Here is a 19,378-nt window from a genome sequence, read left to right on the forward strand (position 1 = left end):
CTGCCCCTAAAGCGACTGAGCGATCAACGTCAGGAAACCGCCGCCCAGCGCGACATTGCCGACGAAGCCGTTGATGCGCGCCGCGCGGTCCGAGCCTTGGTGGTCCCAGAAATTGTGGAACATCGGCGTGGCGGCAATCAGGAACAGCACCAGCACCGCGCAGGCGGTTGCCGTCCACAGGCCGGCCATCACCAGGAGACCGGCGATGATCTGGAGCACAATGCCGGCCCACAGCGCCAATCGCGCTTGCGGCACGCCGCGCGCCGCCATCAGCCCGGTCAGGAAGACCGCGTTCTGGATGTTGCGCAGGCCGGCGAAGACGAAGGCGCCGCCAAGCAGCAGGCGGCCCAGAAACAACAAGGTCGATGGCAAATCGGCAGGCATAAAACACTCCCTTTGAAAACAATGGGGAGCGCCGTCTCCTCGACGGCGCTCCAATGGCGATAAGATTAGGCGGCCTTGGCGGCCGGCATCGGATGAATGGCCTGGAACGGGACGCAGAGCCGATTCCAGGTGTTGATCATGCCGAGCGCCACCGACAGCTTGACCAACTCCTCTTCCGAGAAATGCTCAAGCGTGCGGGCATAGAGCTCATCCGACACACCATTGTTGGCGATCAGGGTCACCGCCTCGGTCCAGGCGAAAGCGGCGCGCTCGCGTTCGGAAAACAGCGGCGATTCCTTCCAGGCCGCGACGAGATAGAGCCGCTGCTCGGTTTCGCCGTCGCGCCGCGCCTCGCGGCTGTGCATTTCGACGCAGAAGGAACAGCCGTTGATCTGCGAGGCCCTGAGCTTGATCAGATGCAACAGGCTGACCTCCAGCCCGCATTCGTCGACCGCCTTGTTCAGCGTCGACACCGCTTTCATGATCTCCGGCGCCTTGGCGAAGAATTGCATCCTCTGTTTCATCTAATGTCCTTTCACATTTGCTTTTGAGGGGTTGAACTGGATTTCTGCGGCCGCTGGTGGCGCGCCACGAAAGCGCAACTGGCGGCAAAGGATCGCGGATCGCCTTCTGCCGCGTAATCCGCCACGATGTCGGACAGCTTCACTTCAGCAAGCGCTGCCCGATAGGCGCGCTCGGCCTTGAGCATCGCGGCATTGATGCCGCAGGGTTTGACATAGGCCGAGGCATCGATCTTGACCGGACCGTTGCGGCGGATCTCACCGCAGCGGAATGCCGGTTCGCGCCCTTCTATGGCCAGCACGATATCGAGCAGAGTGATGCGTTCGGCCGCCCGCGCCAGCCGATAGCCACCCGCCGGCCCCGGCACCGATTCCAGGATGCTCGCGGCGGTCAGCATGTTGAGATGCTTTAGCAGATAGCTCGCCGACAGGCCGAAACACTCAGCGAGAGCAGCGCCCGGCATGGTGCTGTTGCCCTCGACGCTCGCCAGCGTGGCGGTGCAGTGGATGGCCGCCTCAACGCCCTCGCCCAGCTTCATGATGCCGATCTCCTTTCGTGGATATCTTTTATCGTGGATATTTCTTATCTGCAATAGGAAAGTGAAAAACGGCGCCCGAAGGCGCCGCTTTTTTGTTGAATGCCGCCCCTACTCCGCGGCCACCTTGGCCATCGGGTTGTTCGGATGCGTCGTCCAGTTGGCGTAGATCGGCGACACCGGCTTGCCGGTGCGCTGGTCCATGACGCCGGCGGCCAGCGGCTCCATGGTGATGCAGTTCTCGACCGGGCAGACATTGACGCACAGATTGCAGCCGACGCATTCGGCCTCGATCACCTCGAAATGCCTCACGCCATCGACCATGCTGGTGATCGCCTGGTGCGAAGTGTCCTCGCAGGCGATGTGGCAGCGGCCGCATTTGATGCAGGCGTCCTGGTCGATATGCGCCTTGGCGACATAGTTGAGGTTGAGATACTGCCAGTCGGTGACGTTGGGCGTGGCGCGGCCGATAATGTCGTCGAGCGAGCGGTGGCCCTTCTCGTCCATCCAGTTTTCGAGACCCGCGATCATCTCCTGCACGATCTTGAAGCCGTAGGTCATCGCCGCCGTGCACACCTGCACATTGCCTGCGCCGAGCGCCAGGAATTCGGCCGCATCGCGCCAGGTGGTGATGCCGCCAATGCCCGAGATCGGCAGGCCGTGTGTCTCCGGATCACGCGCGATTTCGGCCACCATGTTCATGGCGATCGGCTTCACCGCTGGGCCGCAATAGCCGCCATGCGAGCCTTTGCCGTCGATGGTCGGCATCGGCGCGAAGCTGTCGAGGTCGACACCGGTGATCGAATTGATGGTGTTGATCAGCGACACCGCGTCGGTGCCGCCGGCATGCGCCGCACGCGCGGGCTTGCGGATATCGGTGATGTTGGGCGTCAGCTTGGTGATGACGGGCATGCGCGTATACTGCTTGCACCAGCGCACCACCAATTTCGATATATTCCGGCACCTGGCCGACGGCGGCACCCATGCCGCGTTCCGACATGCCGTGCGGGCAGCCGAAATTGAGCTCGATGCCGTCGGCGCCGGTCTCCTCGACCAGCGGCAGGATGGCTTTCCAGCTTGCCTCTTCGCAAGGCACCATGATCGAAGCGATCAGCGCCCGATCGGGCCAGTCCATTTTGACCTGCTTCATCTCGCGCAGATTGGTCTGAAGGTCACGATCAGTGATCAGTTCGATGTTGTTGAGGCCGAGCAGGCGCCGGTCGGCGCCCCATATCGCGCCATATCGCGGGCCGTTGACGTTGACGACCGGCGGGCCTTCCTCGCCCAGCGTCTTCCACACCACGCCGCCCCAGCCTGCCTTGAAGGCGCGGATGACATTGTAGGCCTTGTCGGTCGGCGGCGCCGAGGCCAGCCAGAACGGATTTGGCGATTTGATGCCGACGAAATTGTTGCGGAGGTCTGCCATGACAGGTCCCTTTCAGCCGAGACGAAGAAGCAGTTCAACGGGTGCGAGAATACCGCCTTCAAGCGCGGCGGTGACATTGGCGATCTTGGTATGGGCGTCTTCGCCCATGACGAGGCCGACGCCGGGCGGCGGCTTCTTGCCTTCCGCTTGCGCGGCGGCCATCCGGGCACGCGTCGCGGCGAAGAATTCGACGGCGAAAGCACCGCGCCGCCGCTCGGCGACGACGGAGAAGCCGGAAGCAGTGGCAGCCGAGCGATAGTCGTCGGGCGTGGCAACGAAGGACATGCTCTCGTCCGAAGCCCATGGCAGCGGATAGGTCAGCGCGCCGTCCTTGAGCCGCATCACGTCGTAGACGGCGAAGACGCCGCCCGGCTTGAGCACACGCGCGGCCTCGCCCATCAGCTTTTTCTTGTCGGGAAGGTTCATGCCGACATGCAGGATCATGGCCGCGTCGAAGCCGGCATCGGCGAACGGCATGTCCAGCGCGCTGCCTTGCACGAAGTGCGTCCTGTCGGCCATTTCAGTGCGCTTCGACAGGCTGGTCGCGATATCGACATAACTTTGCGTGAGATCGATGCCGGTGACATCGGCGCCGGCTTCGTTGGCGGCAAAACGGGCGGGACCGCCCACGCCGGAACCAATATCGAGCAGCATGGCTCCTGGTTTCAGCCCCATCTGCCCGATGAGTTCCCTTGTGGCGGCGATACCGCCAATGTGGAATTCGTCGACCGCTTCGAGATCGCCGGCACGCAGATGGGCAACGTCCACGCCCGTATCGGCGAGCGCGGCAAGGATGCGCTGCTCGAGACCCGCTATGTCGTAGTGACGGGCGATGCCCGGTTCCGCCGTGGCCATGATCCTTATCCCTGCGTCAGACTCCTGTGTATGCTTTCCGCCGCATCGCGCCCTTGCGCCACGGCCGAAACGGTCAGGTCGTCACCGCCAAAGATGCAGTCGCCGCCGGCCCAGACTTTCGCCAGCGAGGTGCGCCCTTCCCCATCGACCTTTATACGCCCGGCTTCGAGCTCGATCGAGGCCTCGCTGCCGTTGAGCGCGGCCGGGACAAAGCTCTGGCCGATCGCCTTGAACACCTGGTCGGCGACGAGCGTCAGCGTCTCGCCGGTACCGGCAAGCTTGTCGCCCTTCAATGCCGTGTATTCGAGTTCGATGCCCGACACTTGGCCGGCGTCAGCGATCACCCGCTTCGGCTGCAGCCAATGGCGTATGGTGACGCCGTTGGCGGCGGCCAGGTCCTGCTCGAACCCGGAGGCGTTCATATGCTCCTGGCCGCGACGGTAGCAGATCGTCACCTCCTCGGCGCCGAGCAGCTTCGACTGCACGGCGGCGTCGATCGCCGTCATGCCGCCGCCGATGACGACGACGCGGCGGCCGACAGGCAGGCTGGCGAGATCGCCGGCCTGGCGCAGCTCGGCGATAAACTCTACCGCATTGGTGACGCCGGCGGCATCCTCGCCATCGGCGCGCAGCGCGTTGACGCCGCCAAGCCCCATGCCGAGGAACACCGCGTCATAATTGCGGATCAGGTCGGAGAGCTGGTAGTCGCGGCCGAGCGCCTTGCCGTTCTGGATGTCAATGCCGCCGATCGCCGTGACATAATCGACCTCGGCCTGGGCGAAATTGTCGACGCTCTTATAGGCGGCGATGCCGTATTCGTTGAGGCCGCCGGCCTTCGGCCGCGCCTCCAATATGGTCACGTCATGGCCATGGCGGGCGAGCCGGTGCGCGGCGGCAAGGCCGGCCGGGCCGGCGCCGACCACGGCAACCGTCTTTCCGGTCGGCTCCGGGCGAGGATAGAACTGCTTGTTCTCGGCCATGGCGACATCGGTGGCGTAGCGTTGCAGGCGGCCGATCTGCACCGGCTTGCCTTCCGCCACCTCGCGCACGCAGACCTCTTCGCAAAGCGTCTCGGTCGGGCAGACGCGGGCGCACATGCCGCCCAAAATATTCTGGTCGAAGATGGTCTTGGCCGATCCGATCGGATTGCCGGTCGAGATCTGGCGGATGAACAGCGGGATGTCGATCGAGGTCGGACACGCGTTCATGCACGGCGCGTCGTAGCAGAAATAGCAGCGGTCGGATTCGACCAACGCCTCGTGATGATCGAGCGGCGGATGCAGGTCGGAAAAATTGTCCGCATACTGCTCGGCTGGAAGCCGGCCGCCGACGATACCTTCCTTGAACTGGCCTTCTGGCATTGTCAGTTCCCCATGTTTTCGTTTTGGCGAAGGCTAGCACGTTTTATTTTTTTATCAATTGGTCAATTTTTGGCACAAGCTGCTGAAAAGGCTCGATAAAAACATGATTTTTTTACTCATGTTATGCAGTGGACGGCTGCTCTTGCCTGGGTGCGCTACCCTCGTCGACCGGCCGGCCATGGAGTGCCCGGACCTCGTCCGCCACCAGTTCCTGCAGTCGCCACAGATTTCGATCATGGATGCCGAACGCTTCGAGATGGCTGACCGTGTTGTAGAGATATTCGGCGCCGGAACCGATATGGCCGCAGGCCCTGGCCAATATGCTCGCCACTCTGTCCAGCGGCTGGCTGAGCGACGTTCCCCTGCCCTTCACGCCGACCCAGAAACCCAGTGCCCGCAGCGCGCCTTGCGCCGTATGCACCGGCAGCCACCTGACCGAGCTGACGCTCTCATGGTCGCTGATCTCGCGGCGCAGCAGCCTTTCGATCTGAGCCGGCTTTTCACCCTCCGGTAATCGGTAGATCACGCCGTTGCAGCGACCGCCGCGTTCGAGCGCCATCATCAGCCCCGGCTGCGCAGCACTGCCGCGCCAGCGGACCATGTCGAGGCAGAAGGAGCGATGCCAGCCGAAGGCCGTGGCGAGCCGTTGCTCGACCGATTCGAATTCCGGCTTCCAGATCAGCGAGCCGTAGGCAAACACCCACAGCGGCCCCTCATCCGCTTCGCCGGACAGCCGCGATGCAAGGGTCTGGAAATCCCCGTCCTTCAGCTCCGTCCAACTCAAGTCTGGGCCAGGATCGGCCTCTTCCCTGTGGCACAGTGCGACAAGCTCCGGCGTGAGCGACATCTGGCGCATGAACACCCCCTTTGCCGTAGAGAAATCGAAAATCGCGGGGCACGCAACCGGGAACGCATGTCATGGGCAGGCATTATTGTCCGGGCGGTTGTCGGAATCCCGTATCCTGGATCGTCCTGCGGTGGATCGGACAACGATCGATGCTGAACCGTGAGGAGACCGACCATGCCGAAATCCCCAATGCCCTTCTTCTGGTACGAGCTGATGACTTCCGACCTCGACGCCGCCGAGGCCTTTTACACCAAGGTTGTCGGCTGGACGGCGCAGCCCTTCGACAAAGCGCCCGGCATGCCGCGCTACATCGTCATGAATGTCGGCGAGCGTGGCGTCGGCGGGCTGATGACGATGCCCGAGGATGTCAGGAAGATGGGAGCGCCGCCGGCCTGGCTGGGCTACATCCATACCAACGACGTGGACGCCTCGACCAAATCCTTGAAAGCCGCAGGCGGCGGCGTTCACTGCGAACCCAGCGACATTCCGGGCGTCGGCCGCTTCGCCGTGGTCGCCGACCCGCAAGGCGCGACCTTCATGTTCCTGCAGCCCAACGGCCCCGACCAGCCCGTCGTGCCGGCCAGCACACCCGGCCATATCGGCTGGCACGAGCTCTACACCAGCGACTGGAAGGCCGCGTTCGACTTCTATTCCGGCCAGTTCGGCTGGACCAATGCCGGTGATTTCGACATGGGCCCGATGGGCATCTACCAGACGTTTACGGCCGGCCCCGAGTCCGGCGGCGGCATCATGAACAAGCCTGCGCAAATCCCCGTCCCGGTCTGGCAGTTCTATTTCAACGTCACCGGCATCGACGCGTCCGCAAGACGCGTCACCGACAATGGCGGCAAGATCTTGATGGGCCCGATGGAGGTGCCCGGCGGCAGCTGGATCGTGCAGTGCCAGGATCCGCAGGGCGCGCATTTCGCGCTGATGGCGCCGGTGCGCTGACGGCAGCTTCGCCGGCACGAAGCGGCGGCCTTTCATCTCACCACCGATGAAAGGCCGTATTGCTCTATTTGCCGCTCTATTCCGGCGTCAGCACCGCAACCTTCAGCTCGGCCTTTTTCGCCCCGCTGAACTGAACGATGGCCGGTCCGGCCGCGAGCTTGAAGCGCACGCTCTTGCGGATGCCGGGGCAGGTTTTCACACCGCTGTAGCCGGCCGACTTGATGGCCTTGCCGTCCTGGATGACGTCGATCCAGGCTTCGCCCGACAGGCTGATCTGAATGGCTCCGCCGGCCGGCACCTCCACGCTGGCGACGGCACCGAACGTGCCCCCCGCCGGCGCGCGCTCGGGCGGCAGCGTAAAACCGGCTTTGTCCGCCGGCACCAATGCCAGATCCGCGGCGGCACCCACCGCCAGCTCCGCTCCAGCCGGCGTTGCGGGCGCCGCGGCAAACAGCGCCTGTTCCCGCGTCACCGGCCATTTGAAGGCCTCGCAACCGGCGTCCTCGGCCATGGCCAAGCTGGTGCCTGCAAGGAGTGCGAATAGGCTGGCGACGAGTTTTTTCATGGCAAGAGAACCCACAGGTTTAGAGTGCCCACATCAATACAACCATAGCGATACAAATGCAACCCTGACGAGAACGATATGAAAGGGCATACCGGAGCACATTTCCAATCACCGATTGTTGATGGCGCGCCATGGGAAGTGAATGGTCCATCGTCGGACCATGATCTATGGCCGGGCCGGGAGGGCGAAAAGGAGTTCAGATGAAGCTTTTTGATGGCCTCTCCAGATACCTGCCGCAGGCACTCGGCGTGCTGCGCATCATGACCGCGCTGCAGTTCATCGAACATGGCAGCCAGAAACTGTTCAACTTCCCCGTAAGCGCCCAGCCTCACGCCCTCACCGGGTTGACGACAGCCGCCGGCATCCTCACATTCGCCGGCGGCATCCTGCTGGCGCTCGGCCTGTTCACACGCCCGGTGGCGTTCCTTCTGGCCGGCGAAATGGCGATCGCCTATTTCATGGCGCACATGCCGCGTGACTTCTTCCCGGTCAACAACAGCGGCGACGCGGCAATCTCCTTCTGCTTCATCTTCCTCTATCTGGTCTTCGCCGGCGCCGGCGCCTTTGCGCTGGACAATCGCAGCGAGGCCTGATGTCCCCGCTGGGGATGAACCTTCACCCCCGCATGCGCTCAAAATTCGCGTCGAACAGCGGGGCTGCCTGAATACGCGCCGCATGGCGCTTGCCCAGTAACTCGATCTCGAAGCCGTCGCTCTCGTCGGCGATCTCCTTCGGCACATAGCCGACGGCGACCGACTTCTTTGAATGATGGGCGTAGCCGCCCGACGTCACCCAGCCGCGCACCGCGCCGCCGAACCAGATCGGTTCGTCGCCGATGACATCGGCATCGTCGGCGTCGACAATGAAGCTGCGCAGCCGCAATTTGCCGCCTTGCTTGCGCTCGGCCAGCGCTGCCGCCTTGCCGATGAAATCAGCCTCCTTGCCATAAGCGACGAAGCGGTCGAGCCCGGCTTCGAGCGGCCCGTAGATCGGACGGTATTCGCGTCCCCATGAGCCATAGTTCTTCTCCAGCCGCAGCGCATTTAGCGCGCGCGAGCCGAACAGGCCGATACCGAATTCCGCGCCCGCTGCCGTCAGCGCATGATAAGCCGCGCGCTGATATTCCGGCGCCACCCAGATCTCGTAGCCGAGATCGCCGGTGTAACTGACGCGGCCGACCAGGCACGGCGCCATGCCGATATCCATCCTGGCCACCGCCATGAACGGAAACGCCGCATTGGAGACATCGGCGCGGCTGACCTTGGCCAGCACTTCCCGCGCCTTGGGGCCGGCAATGGCAAGGCCGGTGAGTTTCGCGCCCAGCGCCTCGATATGAACCGAACCGTCGCCAGGCAGATGCGCCTCGAACCAGCGCATATGGTACTGCTCGGCAATGCCGGAGCCGGCGAGGAACCAGCCATCGCTGCCCAGATTGGCCAGCGTGAAATCGCCGATCAGCCTGCCGTCATCCTTCAGCATCGGCGCCAGCGTCATGCGGCCAGGTTTCGGCAATTTGCAGGCGAGCAGGCGGTCGAGCCAGGCCGACGCCCCCTCGCCCGTAACCTTATATTTGGCAAAGCTCGAAATCTCCGAGAGGCCGACGCCGTCGCGCACCGTCGCGACTTCCCTGGCGACATGGGAAAAATCGCTGGAACGGCGCCAGGAGAACTCGTCCTTGACGCCTTCCGGCGCGTACCAGAGCGGGACTTCCAGCCCATAGGCGACGCCAAACTGTGCGCCCTTGGCCGACAGCAGATCGTAGACCGGCGTCGTCTTGAGCGGCCGTCCGGCGGGCAGCTCCTCATTGGGGAACCGGATCGAAAAGCGCCGGGAATAGTTTTCGCGCACCTTGGCGTTGGTGTAGGCCATCGTCGCCCAGTCGCCATAGCGCGCCACATCCATGGCCCAGATATCGGCGCCAGGGTCGCCTTCGATCATCCAGTTGGACAGCGCCAGCCCGACGCCGCCGCCTTGGCTGAAGCCGGCCATGACACCGCAGGCGACCCAGAAGCCCGGTAGGCCGCGCACCGGCCCGACCAGCGGGTTGCCGTCGGGCGCGAAGGTGAAGGGCCCGTTGATGATCTGCTTGATGCCGGTGTTCTGGAAGGCCGGGAAATGCCGGAACCCGACCTCCAGCGACGGCGCGATGCGGTCGATGTCGGGCGCCAGCAATTCATGGCCGAAATTCCAAGGCGTCTGGTATTCCGACCACGGCTTGTTGGCTTTCTCGTAGGTGCCCATCAGCATGCCGCCGCGCTCCTGGCGCAGATAGAGCTCGCCATCGAAATCGACCGCATGGATGATCTCGGTGCCGGTCTTGGCGTTCCAGGCGGCGACTTCCGGCATGTCCTCGGTGATCAGATACATGTGCTCCATGGCCAGCACCGGCAATTCGAGCCCGACCATGCGGCCGACCTCGCGCGCCCACAGGCCGCCGGCATTGACGACATGCTGGGCCACCACCTCGCCCTTGTTGGTGATGACGCGCCATAGGTCGTCGGGCCGCCGCACAATGTCCTCGACCTTGGTGAAGCGTTCTACTTCCGCCCCAAGCTTCCGCGCGGCCTTGGCATAGGCATGGGTGACGCCGGAGGGATCGAGATGCCCATCCTCCTTGTTGCGGACGGCGCCAACGAACTGCTTGGGGTCGAGCAGCGGCATCAGCTCGGCGGCCTCTTTCGCCGAGATCACTTCCAGGTCGATGCCGAGATAGCGGCCCTTGGCGACGACACCGCGCAGCCAGTCCAGCCGTGCCTCGGTCGCGGCGAGCAGCACACCGCCGGTCAGGTGCACGCCGGTCGCCTGGCCTGACAGTTCCTCGATCTCCTTGTAGAGGCTGATCGTGTATTTCTGCAGCTTGGCGACGTTGGGGTCGCCATTGATCGTGTGCATGCCGCCCGCCGCGTGCCAGGTCGAGCCTGATGTCAGCTCGTCGCGCTCCAGAAGCACCACGTCGGTCCAGCCATGGCGAGCGAGATGAAACAGCACGGAACACCCGACGACGCCGCCGCCAATGACCACGACCTTTGCATGCGATTTCATGGATTTTTCTCTGATATCAGTGAGTTGTATGGGTGAGATGAATCGATATGGGAGGTATCACGGCTCACCCTGCCCGATCGCTTCCTTGCGCCTGGCCATGTAAGCCTCCAGCGCCTCGCGCACAGCGATATCCATCACCGGCTCGACATAATCCTCCAATGCCTTCTTCCACAGCCGGGTCGCGCGCGCCGTTGCATCGAGGCTGCCGGCCTCCTCCCAGGCTTCGAAATTCTGCCAGTTGGACAGCATCGGCTGGTAGAAGGCGGTGGCGTAGCGCTCCAGCGTGTGCGGCTCGCCGAAAAAATGGCCGCCGGTCGGCACCGCGCCCAGCGCCTCAACGGCAAGCTCGGCCTCGTCGACCACGATCGGCCTCAGGAACTCCATCATGTGCTGGATCATCTCGACATCGATGATGAATTTTTCGAACGATGCCGTCAGCCCGCCCTCCTGCCAGCCGGCGGCGTGATAGACGAGATTGCCATGGCCGAGCACGGCGCCCCACAGCGCCATCAGCGTCTCATAGGCGCCTTGCGCGTCGGCCGCATTGGAGGCCGAACCGGGCGTCGTCCGGTAGGGCAGCCCGTAGCGCCGCGCCAATTGCCCGGACGCAATGTTGGCCTTGGTGTTTTCAGGCGTGCCGAAGGCCGGCGCCCCGGACTTCATGTCGACATTGGAGGTGAAGGCGCCATACATCACCGGCGCCCCCGGCCGCACCAGCTGCGTCAGCACCACGCCGAACAGCGCTTCGGCATTCTGCTGCGCCAAGGCACCCGCCAGCGTCACCGGGCTCATCGCCCCCATCAGCGTGAACGGCGTCACCGCCACCGACTGGCCGAACTCGGCCATGGTCATCAGGCCCTCGGCCATCATCTCGTCGAAGCGGCGCGGCGAGTTGACCGAGATGATGGTGGCGATGCCGGGATCGTCGCGCAGCTGATCCAATGTCAGCCCGCGCGCGATCGCCATCATCTCGATGCCGTCCAGCGCCCTGCCCCGGCCGATCGCCGAGACATGAAAACTCTTGTCGGTCAGCGTCAGGTTGGTGAAGTAGGTGTCGAGATGGCGCGCATTGGCCGGCAGTTCGACCGGCGCGCAGACCTGGTTGCCGAGCATGTGGATGCAGTTGAAGTGCTGCGCCAGCCGGGTCAGGTCCGCATAATCCTTGAGATTGCCGGCGCGGCGGCCGCGCTCCATGTCGTGCACATTGGGTGGGCCGGCGACCAGCGTGAAATTGATGGTGTTGCCGCCAAGATGGATGGTGTTGGCCGGATTGCGCGGCGTCAGTGTATAATTGGAGCGCGTCGTCTTCAGCGCCTCGTCGACCATGCCGCGATCGAGGCGGACATTGGCCGAGGCGTGGTCGACCCTGGCACCCGCCTGCTCGAACAGCGACAGCGCCCGCGGGCTCATCACCTCGATGCCGAAATTCTCCAATATATGCATCGACGCTTGATGGATCGCCTCGATCTGGTCTGGAGACAGCAACGCCATCGGCGGATAGGGATTGGTCACCCGCCTCTGCGGCAGCTGCGGGATGGGCGCCGGCCCCCGGTTGCTGGTGCGCTCGGCGCCACGCTTGCGTCTTGGTTCGTTCATGCCAGGCATCAAAGCCTTGGCAAACCAGGCAAGCTGTCAGAAATACGCCGTTTTCAGGCGCGATTTTAGCCAAGGCGGCATTTATGCAGCGCCATTTTATCAAAAGCGACAGAAGGCGTCGGAATATATACAGGGCCTTTTCCCGAGCGCTCGTGACTGCGAGGCGTTAACGGCGGCGGCAAGATTCCCTTTATGATTTCGGCCTATTGCTCATCCAATGCGTAGGTCGAGTTTTAGTAAAATTGTAGCAGTTGGCGTGTTGCTGGCACTTTCGGCCTGCGCGACAGCGCCCAGCCACATCAACAATGTCTGCGCCGTCTTCGACCAGAATGACGGCTGGTTCGACAATTGGCAGTCGGCAGCCGAACGCACTGAGCAGAAATATGGCGTGCCGGTCCCCGTGCTGATGGCGACGGTGCGCAAGGAATCCGGCTTCAAGAGCAATGCCCGGCCGCCGCGCACCAAGCTCCTCGGCTTCATTCCCTGGAAGCATGTCTCGTCGGCCACCGGCTTCTCGCAGGCGCTGGACGGCACCTGGTCGCAATATCAGCGCGAAACCGGCAACTGGGCGGCGCGGCGCACCAAATTCGCCGACGCCGTCGATTTCGTCGGCTGGTACCATTCCAAGACGGCAGACACTTACGGCGTCGCGCGCAACGACACCTACAATCTCTACCTCGCCTACTATCTCGGCTGGACCGCCTATGGCCGCGGCAATCGTGGCGACGCCGGCGTGCAGGGTTACGCCCGGGCGACCGACAAGATGGCGCGGGATTATGAATCGCAGCTACGCCAGTGCGGAAGCTGACACTCAGCCCTGGCTAGTGCCGCCTTGTCGTATCTTTCGGCTTGGAGACACCGGTTTCGGAAGTCTCGTCGCGCACTTCGTGGCGACGGGCTCGCATGCCAGCCTCGCTTTGCTCCACGGCGTCCCCGATCTGGTCGGCTTCCGCGCTGCCCGTTTTGCCACGCGGCCGGTTGGGCGCCGTTCCGGTCGGACCCGGCCCGGTGCCGTGCGCATCGTCCGGAACACCTTCATGCGCCGCGTGTTCCTTGTCGAACTTGATCACCGGCTCCATCGTCGCCAGCACATCGTCGGACAGCCAGCACAGGCTCATATGGCCGTCGCCGAGATGCTTGACCGGCGGCACCTTGGTTTCGCACAGATTGTCCGGCACCAGCTTCTTGTAGCCGCAGCGTGTCTGGAACGGACAGCCGGACGGCGGGTTCATTGCCGAGGGAATGTCGCCTTCCAGCACGATGTGCTTCTTCACCACGCTTGTGTCGGCGATCGGGATCGCCGAAAGCAGCGCCTCGGTATAGGGGTGATAGGGCGGCGCGAAGATCTGGTCGGTCGTGCCTTGCTCGACGATGTAGCCAAGATACATGACGACGACGCGGTCGGCGATGTAGCGCACGACCGACAGATCGTGGCTGATGAACAGCATCGTCGTCTTGTTCTTGCGCTGGATGTCCATCAAGAGTTCGGTCACCGCCGCCTGCACCGACACGTCGAGTGCCGAGACCGGCTCGTCGGCCACCACCACCTTGGCATCGCCGGCAAAGGCGCGCGCCACGCCGATGCGCTGCTTCTGGCCACCGGACAGCTGGCGCGGCTTGCGCGTCTCGAAGGCGCGCGGCAGCTTCACCAGGTCGAGCAGTTCCAGCATGCGCTTGCGCCGGTCGGCGACCGTCTTGCCGACATTGAATTTCTCCAGCGTGCGGATGATCTGCGAGCCGACCGAATGGCTGGGGTTCAGCGTGTCGAACGGGTTCTGGAACACCATCTGGATCGACGACACGGTTTCGACGCTGCGGCTCTCGATGCCCGTCGACTGGATTTCCTTGTTGCCCAGCGTCACCGTGCCGGCACTCGCCGTCTCCAGCCCGAGCAGCACCTTGGCCAATGTCGACTTTCCGCAGCCGGATTCGCCGACGATGGCGACGGTCTCGGATTCGCGCGCCATGAACGAGATCGTCTCGTTGGCCTTGACGACGCGGCCTTCGCTCGAGCCGAACACCTCGCTGCCGCCGACCTTGTAGTATTTCCGCAGATCCTCGATCTTGAGCACCGGCGCGCCGGGCACGACACGCTCATTGACCTTCTTGGCGCCGGGCGGCAGCGCCTCCCAGTCGATCTCGTTGAAGCGCACGCAGCGTGAGAAATGGCCTTCGTGGCCGGCGACCTCGACCATCGGAATTTCGGCGGCGTTGCAGACGCCCTCGACGAAATGGTGGCAGCGCGGACCGAAATTGCAGCCCTTCGGCCGCTCATGCGGCAGCGGCAACTGGCCGGGGATGGAGATCAGCGGCCGCGAATTCTTGTCGGCGCCCGGCAGCGGGATCGAACGGAACAGCCCTTGCGTATAGGGATGGCGCATCCGGTCGAACACGTCCTTGATCTTGCCGGTCTCCACCGCCTCGCCCGAATACATCACGGTGATGCGGTCGCAGGTCTCGAGGATGAGGCCGAGATTGTGCGACACGAAGATCATCGACGTGCCGAACTTCTCGCCCAGCCCTTTGACCAGTTCGACGATACCCGCCTCCACCGTCACGTCGAGCGCCGTCGTCGGCTCGTCGAGCAGAAGCAGCGCCGGCTTCGACAGCAGCGCCATGGCAATGACGATGCGCTGCTGCTGGCCGCCGGAGAGCTGGTGCGGATAGGAGCGCATCATGCGCTCGGGATCGGGCAGCTTGACCGCGCGCACCATCTCGAGGGAGCGCTTGTAGGCCTCTTCCTTCGACACCTTGTCGTGGATCAGCGGCACTTCCATCAACTGCTGGCCGACCTTCATCGCCGGATTGAGGCTGGCCATCGGCTCCTGGTAGATCATGGCGATCTTGTTGCCGCGAATGGCGCGCAGCTCCTCCTCGGAGAGCTCGCCCATGTCCTTGCCCTGGAACTTGATCCTGCCGCCGACGATCTTTCCGATGTTGGAGAGGTCGCGCATGATGCCGAGCGACACGGTCGACTTGCCGCAGCCGGATTCACCGACGATGCCCATCGCCTCGCCGGGCATGACCGTGCAGGAAAAATCCATGACCGCCGGTATTTCGCCCTTGCGGGTGAAGAAGGAGATCGACAGGTTTTCGATCTCGATGATCGGCTCTGCGGGATTTCGAACTGCCTCGTTCATGGGTCGCTCCAATCCAAATTCTACCAGATGCGGGCCGGAGCCCGTCAATCAGTCCTTCATCGATTGTTCACGCAGCGAGTCGGCCAACAGGTTAAGCCCCAGCACGAACGACATCAGCGCGATCGTCGGCGGCAGCGCCGGATGGATGAAGGAGCGCAGCAGCCGGCTGGCATCCTTGATCGCCGTGCCCCAGTCAGGGCTTTCCGGTGCCAGGCCGAGGCCGAAATAGCCCAGCGTGCCGAGCAGGATGGTGGTGTAGCCGATGCGCAGGCAGGCATCGACGATCAGCGGTCCGCGTGCATTGGGCAGGATTTCCCAAAGCATGATGTACCAGGGCGATTCACCGCGCGTCTGCGCCGCCGCCACATAGTCGCGCGTCTTGATGTCCATCACCAGGCCGCGCACGATGCGGAACACGCCCGGACTAGAGGCAAACACCACCGCCACGAAAATATTGAGCTGGTTGGGATCGATGTGGACGATGTGCAGCGGGTCCTTGTCGAACACGAGGCCGAGATAGATCCAGCCGCCTATGATCAGCGTCAGGCCGAGCAGGATGTACAGCCGGTCTGGGCGGTTCTTGTAACGCGTCCAGAACAGCACGCTGAAGAAGATGATCGGAAACAGGAAGAACACGCCGGCCATGGCATAGGGGATCGGCGTGTCCATGATGCCCGGCGTCACCAAGAGGTAGAACAGCAGGATCACCGGGAAGGCCAGCACGAGGTTGGCCAGAAACGACAGCACCGTATCGATCTTGCCGCCGTAATAGCCGGCGGGCAGGCCAAGGGTGATGCCGACCATCAGCGCGAAGCCGGTCGCCGCCGGCGCGATGATCAGCACGATCTGGCTGCCATAGACCATGCGCGAAAACACGTCGCGCGCCAGCTTGTCGCCGCCGAACAGATAGACAAGCCCCGATTGCGGCTCAATGGCGCCGGGCAGCATGTCCTTCATCACCGGGACCTGTGCCAGCGGATCGAAAGGCGAGATGGTCGATGCGAAGATCGCCGTGAACAGCCAGAACAGGCAGATGCCGACCCCGACGATGCCGACGCCGCTGTCGAACAGCTGTCCGTAGAGCGCCAGCCTTTTCTTGTAGGCGAAGCTCGCACCCATGACGATGATGAGCGCAACCCAGACCGGCCAGAAGCGCGAGAGCACTTCGAGAACGACGCTGAAGGCACTGATATATTGGACCTGCATCCGCTTCGCCCCCTACTGAACTCTGATACGCGGATTGAGAAACGCGTAGCCGACATCGGAAATGAGTTGCGTGATCAAGACGATGAACACCGAGACCAGCGAGCAGCCAAGCAAAAGGTCGATGTCGTTGTTACCAGCGGCCTCGACCAGCGTGTAGCCGAAGCCCTGGTAGCGGAACATCACCTCGACGATGACGACGCCGGTGAGCAGCCAGGGAAATTGCAGCATGATGACGGTGAACGGTGCGATCAGCGCGTTGCGCAGCGCGTGTTTCACCACCACCCCGCCGAAGGAGAGCCCCTTCAACCGGGCGGTGCGGATATATTGCTGCGTCATCACCTCGACCATCGAGGCGCGGGTCATGCGGGCGATGTAGCCGATGCCGTAGATCGCCAGCGTCATCACCGGCAGGGTGAAATTGTAGAAGGTGATGCCCTGGCTTGCGGACGCTGCCGAACCGTTCAACCAGCCGAGCCATGAGGCGAAGATGACGGTGAAGATGACGCCCGACACATATTCGGGCGTCGCCGTCGAGGCGATCGAGGCCACCGAAAGCACCCGGTCGGTTCGCGATCCCTCGCGCATGCCGGCCAGGATGCCGATCAAGAGCGATACCGGCACCATCACCGCCAACACACAGAACATCAGGATGCCGGTGGCACCAAGTGCCGGGAACAGCTTAGAGGCGACGGTCGTCTTGAACTTGGTCGAGCAACCGAAATCCCCTTCGAGGACGCCGGAGAAGGTTGGTACGACCGGGTCGTTGCAGAAAGTGAAACGCTGCGTCGGCTTGCCGGTCGCCGGGTCGGTCACCGGCTGCTTGGGCAGCAGGCCCAGCCACTGTCCGTAGCGGACGAAGAAATTCTGCCGGTAGCCATGGTTGACCAGCCAGTCCTCCAGCTGTTCGGCCGAAGTGTGCATTTCCGTCTGGCTGATCGCCAGCTTCTTCAGGTTGGGTTCGAGGTTGATCAGGAAGAAGACGATCATCGTCAGGCACAGCATCGTCAATGCCATGGTGCCAAGACGCCTGATAATGAAGGAAAGCATGACGGCCCCCTGCCGATGGGGTTGGGTTTTGAGCCGGATTCAAAGCCTCGCCTGCCGTCACCGGCGGACTGGCCGTCAAACAGGCCCTCGAATGCGATCAACCCTGTTTTTATTGCACGGCCTTCCCGGGTGAGTCCGTATTTTTTGCGGACGAACCTGCAATGGCGACGCAAAGAGGGAGGGAAAGGGGCAATGCCCCTTTCCCAGGTCCGATCGATCAGGCCTGATCGAGCCAGACCTTGCCGTAGTCGCGCTCGAAGGTCGGATGCATCTTGTAGTTTTGCACCGCCTTGACCGAGTGGCTGTAGAGCTTGCGCCAGTAGGGCTGGATGATGATGCCGGAAGCCTGCAGGATCTGCTCGATGTCCTTCATCATGTCCTTGCGCTTGGCAGCGTCGGCGACGGCGAGTGCCGCATTGAGCTTGGCATCCCAGTCGGGGTTCGACCAGCCAGCCTCGTTCCAGGCCTCGCCGGTGCGATAGGCGATGGCCAGAACCTGGACGCCGAGCGGACGCATGTTCCAGTTGGTCATTGACAGCGGATACTTCGTCCAGTCGTTCCAGAACGTCGAGCCCGGTAGCACCGTGCGCTTCACCTTGATCCCGGCGTCGCGCAGCTGTGCGGCGATCGCGTCGCCGGTGTTCTTGTGCCAGTCCTCGTCAACCGTGATCAGCTCGTGTTCGAAGTCGGCTTGGCCGGCTTCCGCCATCAGCGCCTTGGCCTTGGCCGGATCACGGGCAACCTTCGGCAGCTCGTAATATTCCGGATGGATCGAGCAGACATGGTGGTTCTCGGCGACCGAGCCGGCATTGCCATAGCCGAGCTGGAGGACGACATTGTTGTCGACCGCGAGCTGCAGCGCGTTGCGCACCTTCTGGTCGCCATAGGGCTTGTTGTTGACGTTGGTGCGGCAGACGATGGTCGAAGCCGTGACGATCTCCGACTTGACCAAGTCCATCTTGTCGAGGATCGACACATAGTCGGCCGACGTTTCGAAGTTGGTGTGCACTTCGCCAGCCTCGAAAGCGCTGACCATGGCGGCCGGATCGGTGCCGTAGTCGATGAATTCGATGCCGTCGAGGAACACTTCGCCGTCCCACCACTTGTTGTCTTCGCGGCGCTTGTAGACGACTTTCTGGCCGACGTCGTAGGAGACGAGCTCGAATGGGCCGGTGCCGATCGGGCAGGCCTTGAAGTCGCCGCCCTTCTCGTCGAAAGTCTTGTGGACGATCAGGCCGGGATAGTCGCACATGTTGGGGATAAGCGCGATGTCAGGCTTGCTGAGCTTGAGCACGACCGTGTGGTCGTCCGGCATCGTCACGGCGCTTTCGTCGAGCTTGTCATCCTTGACCAGCGAGCCGAGACGGCCGGGCATCGAATTGCCTTCGGCCTTCTTGTCGGCCCAGCGCTTCAGGTTGAAGACGACGTCAGAGGCTATGAAGGGGTCGCCGTTCGACCAGGTTACGCCCTTGCGTACATGCAGCGTGTACTGGGTGGCGTCGTCGTTCACGTCCCAGCTTTCCAGCAGATAAGGGCGGAACGTATATTCGCTCGTGTACTTGACCAGCGGCTCCAGCGCCTGGCGCTCGGCATTGGCAATTTCCGACCAGTCGGCCTTGCGAGGATCCTTGGGATCCTTGATCCACTGCGCGACCTTCAGCGTGCCGCCTTTCTTGCCTTTTACCTCTTCTGCCCTTGCAGGCGTCGGATCGGCGAGACCGAGAAGGCCATAAGCCATCGCCGTCGAGGCGCCGAAGACGCTTGCCATGGCCAGGAATTCGCGGCGATCGACCTTACCTGCCTTGGCTTCTTCGGCCATGGCCAGGATGTGATCCGGAACGCGATCGCCATTACTCTTGTAGATTGTCATGACTAACTCCCATTGTTGGCTTTCCGCCGAT

General features: G+C 63.0%; 16 protein-coding genes and 1 pseudogene. 3 read left to right on the top strand and 14 right to left on the bottom strand.

What is annotated here, in order from left to right; translation table 11 throughout:
• Positions 1-6: 6 nt before the first annotated feature.
• The 7 genes and pseudogenes from ACVILI_RS23975 to ACVILI_RS24005 all read right to left on the bottom strand — a co-directional run bounded on the left by ACVILI_RS23975 (position 7) and on the right by ACVILI_RS24005 (position 5,939).
• Positions 7-384 (bottom strand): DoxX family protein, encoded by a 378-nt coding sequence (locus ACVILI_RS23975; protein WP_038647802.1) that lies wholly within the window; start codon positions 382-384, stop codon positions 7-9.
• 65 nt (positions 385-449) lie between these two features.
• Positions 450-908: a carboxymuconolactone decarboxylase family protein gene (locus ACVILI_RS23980; protein WP_038647803.1), complete on the bottom strand. Its 459-nt coding sequence runs from the start codon at positions 906-908 to the stop codon at positions 450-452.
• An 11-nt stretch (positions 909-919) separates the two neighbouring features.
• Positions 920-1,444 (bottom strand): RrF2 family transcriptional regulator, encoded by a 525-nt coding sequence (locus ACVILI_RS23985; RefSeq protein ID WP_010910321.1) that lies wholly within the window; start codon positions 1,442-1,444, stop codon positions 920-922.
• A gap of 108 nt (positions 1,445-1,552) precedes the next feature.
• A pseudogene (gene preA, locus ACVILI_RS23990) lies at positions 1,553-2,867 on the bottom strand (NAD-dependent dihydropyrimidine dehydrogenase subunit PreA).
• A 12-nt stretch (positions 2,868-2,879) separates the two neighbouring features.
• Positions 2,880-3,722 (bottom strand): class I SAM-dependent methyltransferase, encoded by an 843-nt coding sequence (locus ACVILI_RS23995; RefSeq protein ID WP_240564744.1) that lies wholly within the window; start codon positions 3,720-3,722, stop codon positions 2,880-2,882.
• Positions 3,723-3,727: 5 nt separating this feature from the next.
• Positions 3,728-5,083, bottom strand: a complete 1,356-nt coding sequence (locus ACVILI_RS24000) for an NAD(P)-dependent oxidoreductase (protein WP_019859174.1) — start codon at positions 5,081-5,083, stop codon at positions 3,728-3,730.
• Positions 5,084-5,204: 121 nt separating this feature from the next.
• The gene (locus ACVILI_RS24005; RefSeq protein WP_027047034.1) at positions 5,205-5,939 is read right to left on the bottom strand and encodes a gamma-glutamylcyclotransferase; all 735 of its coding nucleotides are present in this window, start codon (positions 5,937-5,939) and stop codon (positions 5,205-5,207) included.
• 165 nt (positions 5,940-6,104) lie between these two features.
• On the opposite strand from ACVILI_RS24005, the gene ACVILI_RS24010 reads away from it, so the two are divergent.
• Entirely contained in the window at positions 6,105-6,881 is a 777-nt protein-coding gene (locus ACVILI_RS24010; protein ID WP_038647808.1) for a VOC family protein, read from the top strand.
• A 76-nt stretch (positions 6,882-6,957) separates the two neighbouring features.
• On the opposite strand, the gene ACVILI_RS24015 is transcribed toward ACVILI_RS24010, so the two are convergent.
• Positions 6,958-7,446, bottom strand: a complete 489-nt coding sequence (locus ACVILI_RS24015) for a hypothetical protein (RefSeq protein ID WP_084791586.1) — start codon at positions 7,444-7,446, stop codon at positions 6,958-6,960.
• 200 nt (positions 7,447-7,646) lie between these two features.
• On the opposite strand from ACVILI_RS24015, the gene ACVILI_RS24020 reads away from it, so the two are divergent.
• A complete protein-coding gene (locus ACVILI_RS24020) occupies positions 7,647-8,039 on the top strand; it encodes a DoxX family protein (protein WP_457102631.1) in 393 nt (130 codons plus the stop codon).
• A 22-nt stretch (positions 8,040-8,061) separates the two neighbouring features.
• On the opposite strand, the gene ACVILI_RS24025 is transcribed toward ACVILI_RS24020, so the two are convergent.
• Both ACVILI_RS24025 and ACVILI_RS24030 read right to left on the bottom strand, forming a co-directional pair.
• Positions 8,062-10,488 (bottom strand): GcvT family protein, encoded by a 2,427-nt coding sequence (locus tag ACVILI_RS24025; RefSeq protein ID WP_038647811.1) that lies wholly within the window; start codon positions 10,486-10,488, stop codon positions 8,062-8,064.
• 57 nt (positions 10,489-10,545) lie between these two features.
• Positions 10,546-12,084 carry a trimethylamine methyltransferase family protein gene (locus ACVILI_RS24030; RefSeq protein ID WP_069093457.1) on the bottom strand — a complete coding sequence of 513 codons (1,539 nt, stop codon included), beginning with the start codon at positions 12,082-12,084 and terminating at the stop codon, positions 10,546-10,548.
• A gap of 217 nt (positions 12,085-12,301) precedes the next feature.
• Here ACVILI_RS24030 and ACVILI_RS24035 point away from each other — a divergent pair, with 217 nt between their 5' ends.
• A complete protein-coding gene (locus ACVILI_RS24035; protein WP_019859181.1) occupies positions 12,302-12,892 on the top strand; it encodes a transglycosylase SLT domain-containing protein in 591 nt (196 codons plus the stop codon).
• 13 nt (positions 12,893-12,905) lie between these two features.
• Here ACVILI_RS24035 and ACVILI_RS24040 read toward each other — a convergent pair whose 3' ends face one another.
• The 4 genes from ACVILI_RS24040 to ACVILI_RS24055 form a co-directional block, all read right to left on the bottom strand.
• A complete protein-coding gene (locus ACVILI_RS24040) occupies positions 12,906-15,224 on the bottom strand; it encodes a dipeptide ABC transporter ATP-binding protein (RefSeq protein ID WP_038647812.1) in 2,319 nt (772 codons plus the stop codon).
• Between the two features lie 48 nt (positions 15,225-15,272).
• The gene (locus tag ACVILI_RS24045; RefSeq protein WP_019859184.1) at positions 15,273-16,430 is read right to left on the bottom strand and encodes an ABC transporter permease; all 1,158 of its coding nucleotides are present in this window, start codon (positions 16,428-16,430) and stop codon (positions 15,273-15,275) included.
• A 12-nt stretch (positions 16,431-16,442) separates the two neighbouring features.
• Positions 16,443-17,477 carry an ABC transporter permease gene (locus tag ACVILI_RS24050; RefSeq protein WP_019859185.1) on the bottom strand — a complete coding sequence of 345 codons (1,035 nt, stop codon included), beginning with the start codon at positions 17,475-17,477 and terminating at the stop codon, positions 16,443-16,445.
• 217 nt (positions 17,478-17,694) lie between these two features.
• Positions 17,695-19,347, bottom strand: coding sequence for an ABC transporter substrate-binding protein (locus tag ACVILI_RS24055; protein ID WP_038647814.1), 1,653 nt, complete (start codon positions 19,345-19,347; stop codon positions 17,695-17,697).
• Positions 19,348-19,378 lie beyond the last annotated feature (31 nt).

It is taken from the genome of Mesorhizobium sp. USDA 4775, from assembly GCF_054062655.1.

What these genes read in the sequence shown, in the direction of transcription:
- ACVILI_RS23975 (WP_038647802.1), bottom strand. Translation starts at nt 384, where the DNA reads ATGCCTGCCGATTTGCCATCGACCTTGTTGTTTCTGGGCCGCCTGCTG.
- ACVILI_RS23980 (WP_038647803.1), bottom strand. Translation starts at nt 908, where the DNA reads ATGAAACAGAGGATGCAATTCTTCGCCAAGGCGCCGGAGATCATGAAA.
- ACVILI_RS23985 (WP_010910321.1), bottom strand. Translation starts at nt 1,444, where the DNA reads ATGAAGCTGGGCGAGGGCGTTGAGGCGGCCATCCACTGCACCGCCACG.
- ACVILI_RS23995 (WP_240564744.1), bottom strand. Translation starts at nt 3,722, where the DNA reads ATGGCCACGGCGGAACCGGGCATCGCCCGTCACTACGACATAGCGGGT.
- ACVILI_RS24000 (WP_019859174.1), bottom strand. Translation starts at nt 5,083, where the DNA reads ATGCCAGAAGGCCAGTTCAAGGAAGGTATCGTCGGCGGCCGGCTTCCA.
- ACVILI_RS24005 (WP_027047034.1), bottom strand. Translation starts at nt 5,939, where the DNA reads ATGCGCCAGATGTCGCTCACGCCGGAGCTTGTCGCACTGTGCCACAGG.
- ACVILI_RS24010 (WP_038647808.1), top strand. Translation starts at nt 6,105, where the DNA reads ATGCCGAAATCCCCAATGCCCTTCTTCTGGTACGAGCTGATGACTTCC.
- ACVILI_RS24015 (WP_084791586.1), bottom strand. Translation starts at nt 7,446, where the DNA reads ATGAAAAAACTCGTCGCCAGCCTATTCGCACTCCTTGCAGGCACCAGC.
- ACVILI_RS24020 (WP_457102631.1), top strand. Translation starts at nt 7,647, where the DNA reads ATGAAGCTTTTTGATGGCCTCTCCAGATACCTGCCGCAGGCACTCGGC.
- ACVILI_RS24025 (WP_038647811.1), bottom strand. Translation starts at nt 10,488, where the DNA reads ATGAAATCGCATGCAAAGGTCGTGGTCATTGGCGGCGGCGTCGTCGGG.
- ACVILI_RS24030 (WP_069093457.1), bottom strand. Translation starts at nt 12,084, where the DNA reads ATGAACGAACCAAGACGCAAGCGTGGCGCCGAGCGCACCAGCAACCGG.
- ACVILI_RS24035 (WP_019859181.1), top strand. Translation starts at nt 12,302, where the DNA reads ATGCGTAGGTCGAGTTTTAGTAAAATTGTAGCAGTTGGCGTGTTGCTG.
- ACVILI_RS24040 (WP_038647812.1), bottom strand. Translation starts at nt 15,224, where the DNA reads ATGAACGAGGCAGTTCGAAATCCCGCAGAGCCGATCATCGAGATCGAA.
- ACVILI_RS24045 (WP_019859184.1), bottom strand. Translation starts at nt 16,430, where the DNA reads ATGCAGGTCCAATATATCAGTGCCTTCAGCGTCGTTCTCGAAGTGCTC.
- ACVILI_RS24050 (WP_019859185.1), bottom strand. Translation starts at nt 17,477, where the DNA reads ATGCTTTCCTTCATTATCAGGCGTCTTGGCACCATGGCATTGACGATG.
- ACVILI_RS24055 (WP_038647814.1), bottom strand. Translation starts at nt 19,347, where the DNA reads ATGACAATCTACAAGAGTAATGGCGATCGCGTTCCGGATCACATCCTG.